At 59.6% G+C, this 3,448-nt stretch carries 2 protein-coding genes; both read right to left on the bottom strand.

Features of this window, described 5'->3' with window-relative positions; translation table 11 throughout:
- A partial coding sequence (locus tag AC5JJ6_RS04890; RefSeq protein ID WP_496040967.1) for an ATP-binding cassette domain-containing protein occupies window positions 1-1,368 on the bottom strand: 1,368 nt, incomplete at its 3' end.
- Between the two features lie 554 nt (window positions 1,369-1,922).
- Window positions 1,923-2,684 (bottom strand): DUF2243 domain-containing protein, encoded by a 762-nt coding sequence (locus AC5JJ6_RS04895; RefSeq protein WP_496040968.1) that lies wholly within the window; start codon window positions 2,682-2,684, stop codon window positions 1,923-1,925.
- Window positions 2,685-3,448: the final 764 nt, after the last annotated feature.

The following is a 3,448-nucleotide window of genomic DNA, read 5'->3' on the forward strand; positions in this document are numbered from 1 at the left end:
TCCACCGGACACTTCGGTTGGCAGGCGATGGAGAAGTTCGGGCGCCAGCCTCAACCGCTCCATCAGCGGATCGACAAGGGTGGTATCCAGCCGATGCAGGCGTACGAGATCGGACAGGTTCGCACCGATGGTGATCTTGCCGGGAAAGGCGGACGGAGGGTCCTGGTAGATCTTCTGGTAGCGGACTGAAGCGATTCCAGGCACCCGTTCGACTGTTCCCCTGTCCGGCTTCAGAAGGCCGAGCAGTATATCGCCCAATGAGCTCTTGCCCGATCCACTCGGCCCTGTGACGCCGACGATCTCGCCTCGATGCAATCGAAAGCTCTGATCGGAAAAAAGCAATCGTCCTCCGCGTGACTTGGCCAGATCGTCACCGATCAGCACGATTTCCCTACGCTCGATGCCGGGGGTTTTCCGCTGGTCCCATCTTGCCGGATCTGCCGCCAGCAGCCTCTTCGTATAATCATGCGAAGGGGAGGAAAGCACCGTATCCGCCTCACCCTGTTCAACGATCGAGCCATCGAGCATCACTGCGAGATCGCCGCCCATCTGCCGGGCTAGCGCCAGATCGTGGGTGATCGTCAGCACCGTGCCGCCGGCCTCGACTTCCTTCATCAGAAGCGAAATGACCTCGTCGCGACGGGCGGCATCCAATCCCTTGGTCGGTTCGTCGGCGATGACGATTCGAGCGCCGCCCGCCCGCGCCGCGGCGAAGGCGACGCGCTGCGCCATGCCGCCAGACAGTTCGCCCGGCAGCTTTCGCCCAGCATCGGCTACGCCAAGGGCTGCCAAGTCGTCCGACGCCGCCTTGTTGGCGGCCGCGCTGTCCAGCCGTTGGATGAAACGATAACCTTCCGCGACCTGCTCCATCGCGCGCATGGTCGGGTCGAGCGCCAGCCAGGGCTCTTGCGGCAAAATTCCGACGCGGCGTCCCCAGAGCCGCCGATGTTTGGATGGATCGGCCAGATCAAGCGCAAGTCCATCGATGATGACGCAGCCGGAGGCCGTCAGGCCGGCAGGCAAGAGCCCCATGACCGCCTGGGCCAGCAGACTTTTGCCCGAGCCCGTCTCACCCAGGATGGTGAAAGGGCGTTCGGCTCGAAGCGTGAGGGATACCGGCGCGATGATACGGCCGCTGGCCGTATCGACCGTCGCGTTCTCGACCGCCAGCAGCACGGTCATGGCTTGTCCTTTCCGGCGATCAATTGCAGCGCCAGCACCATCAGGAAGATGACCGCGATCGGCTGTAGCAGAGCGTGCGGCGCTTCCTCGTAATAGGGAAGCGGTTCGATCATCATCGACCCGAGTTCGGGTGTCGGCGGACGTACGCCGACGCTGACGAAACCAAGCGGTCGATGTGCGGTTCAAGCGCCGAATATGCGTAGTCAAGTGGAATGAGGGTAAAAGGACCCGCCGGTATTTGGCTAAATGCCGGACGAATGGTGGAAAGCATGGCAACCGCACTTGCGCCAACCAGAAATTCGCGGCGACCGACCTTCAGCATGGCGTTTTCCTCGCGATGTCTATTAAAGTTCAAGCTTTTGATCTGAATTTGATCTATGAAGCGTAGCCGCGTATCCGGACATCACCGGCACGGTCCAATTGATAACTGCTTCAGCATATCGGCCAAGGCCCAGTATCGCAATCTCTACCTTGATAAGGGAAATGAAACTTGGTCGGGTACCCTTGTCAGCTGCGTCATTATCTTCTTGGCTATCCAGGTATCTCCATCACTATAATACCGAGTTCAGTATGTTTTGACCGCAGGTCGATCGCGGTTCGTCGTGGTCGGATAAGGCAATACGGCATGCGATCACAGGTCAGGACTTACTGAATTCGGTATAAAACGACAGAAATTGGCAAAGACTATCGGTGTGAGCATATGGACTGCGAACCTGTGCGATCCACGGATCAACGGCGTGTTATATTCGGGTCCAGTCGAAGCAACCGGCCGGAAGGCCCGATCCGGTTACCAACAGCGCTCCGTGGCGGTAGAAGTCCCAACGCCGCTCCGGCGCGACGCTGATCACAACGACTCCCATCAACGAGTCGGACCAGACGAGCCGCGCACCCGCAGCAGCGAGTGCGTAGACCACCTCCTGCTGTCCCATACCCGGCCGGAAAACCACGGTTGTAAAAGGTTGCGCGGAGGGCGGCTGAAGCGCCCACGTGCCCATAGCTGCAGCAAGCGTGCCAACGAAGAAAATAGACACCGCTGACCCGCGAAACGTCCCTATTCCAGGACCACCCCTTCGCAGGATAAGCCAACCAGTCACCAGCGGAACAACACCGAAAACCGTAAACCACAGCAGGTCCCAGGCGAGCGGACTCGCACTGTCGATCTTGATGCGGTGGATACCCAGCAGCCAATGGGACAGGATGCTGTCAAGGACATGCCACAAGCCGAAGCCGATAAGCAGTGCGCCGCTAAGCTGTGCGCTGCTGCCAATTCGCGAGGTCCTATGCGCTCGCCAGAGCCCCCAGAGGCCAATCACCGCGATCACATACATGAGGGCGTGAAAGTAGCCGTCCCAAAGCACCTGCAGGCGCAGATCGTCAAGGCTCGGAATGAGACTTAACAGATGATGCCATTGCAGTATCTGGTGAAGCAGGATGCCATCAAAGAAGCCGCCCAGCGCAAAACCCAGCACGGCGCTCCATTTCGTCCACGACCATTGTTCCATTTGGCACCTCCGCAATCACCTTTAAACTGAGAAGAAGGCCGAAGGGTTCCAGTATGACAGTGAGCCGTGTAGTCATCCCTTAACTGCACTTTGAAAACGGATAGTAAAGCAGGAAAGGGACCTTCATCGCGCCCCTTGATGCAGCGCCGGCGGTTTGCGCCGGGAGAGCCTTGGGCAGCAGGAGCGCTGCCGAAAGGGGCGAACCCGTGGCGAGCAGGCCCCAACGGTTGAATTGCGGGAAGACAGGTGTTTTGGTTATGCCTTGAGCCTTTCATTCGGGTTTGAGTTGAAGGCGGGAAGACACCGCTCACGCGGTCTGGCGGACCTTGAACCAGCCTTTTGTGGCTTCGATTACGGCCCTAGCTTTGGAGGAATGGCGAGCCGCGCGACGTCGGAAGCGGCGAGTTCGAGCGCTACGGCGCCGGAGGCGTTATCTCGCGCAAATGCAGCCCAGTCCGAATTCATCACCAGCCCTTGGCCTATTGGCGACGGGTGATAACCCAGCCGCGATTGCCTGTTCGGCCTGTTCGGCCTGTTCGGGCGTTCGGATATGGCCAGCAGCGATGAGCGGAATACGCCCGGCGATGTGGTCGCGCATCAGCGTGAGGATCGTGGGCCCATGCTCCCCGCCAATCGGCTTCGCATCGAGCGCACTGGCGAGCGAGACGTGCAGCGTTCTTTTCGGACATTGCACACGGGTGGAACCTCAGATACAGCTACCTTGAGGAGAAAACGGCCTGGACAGCCCGGCGTCCGGTGGGATA

The organism is Skermanella sp., from assembly GCF_059503625.1.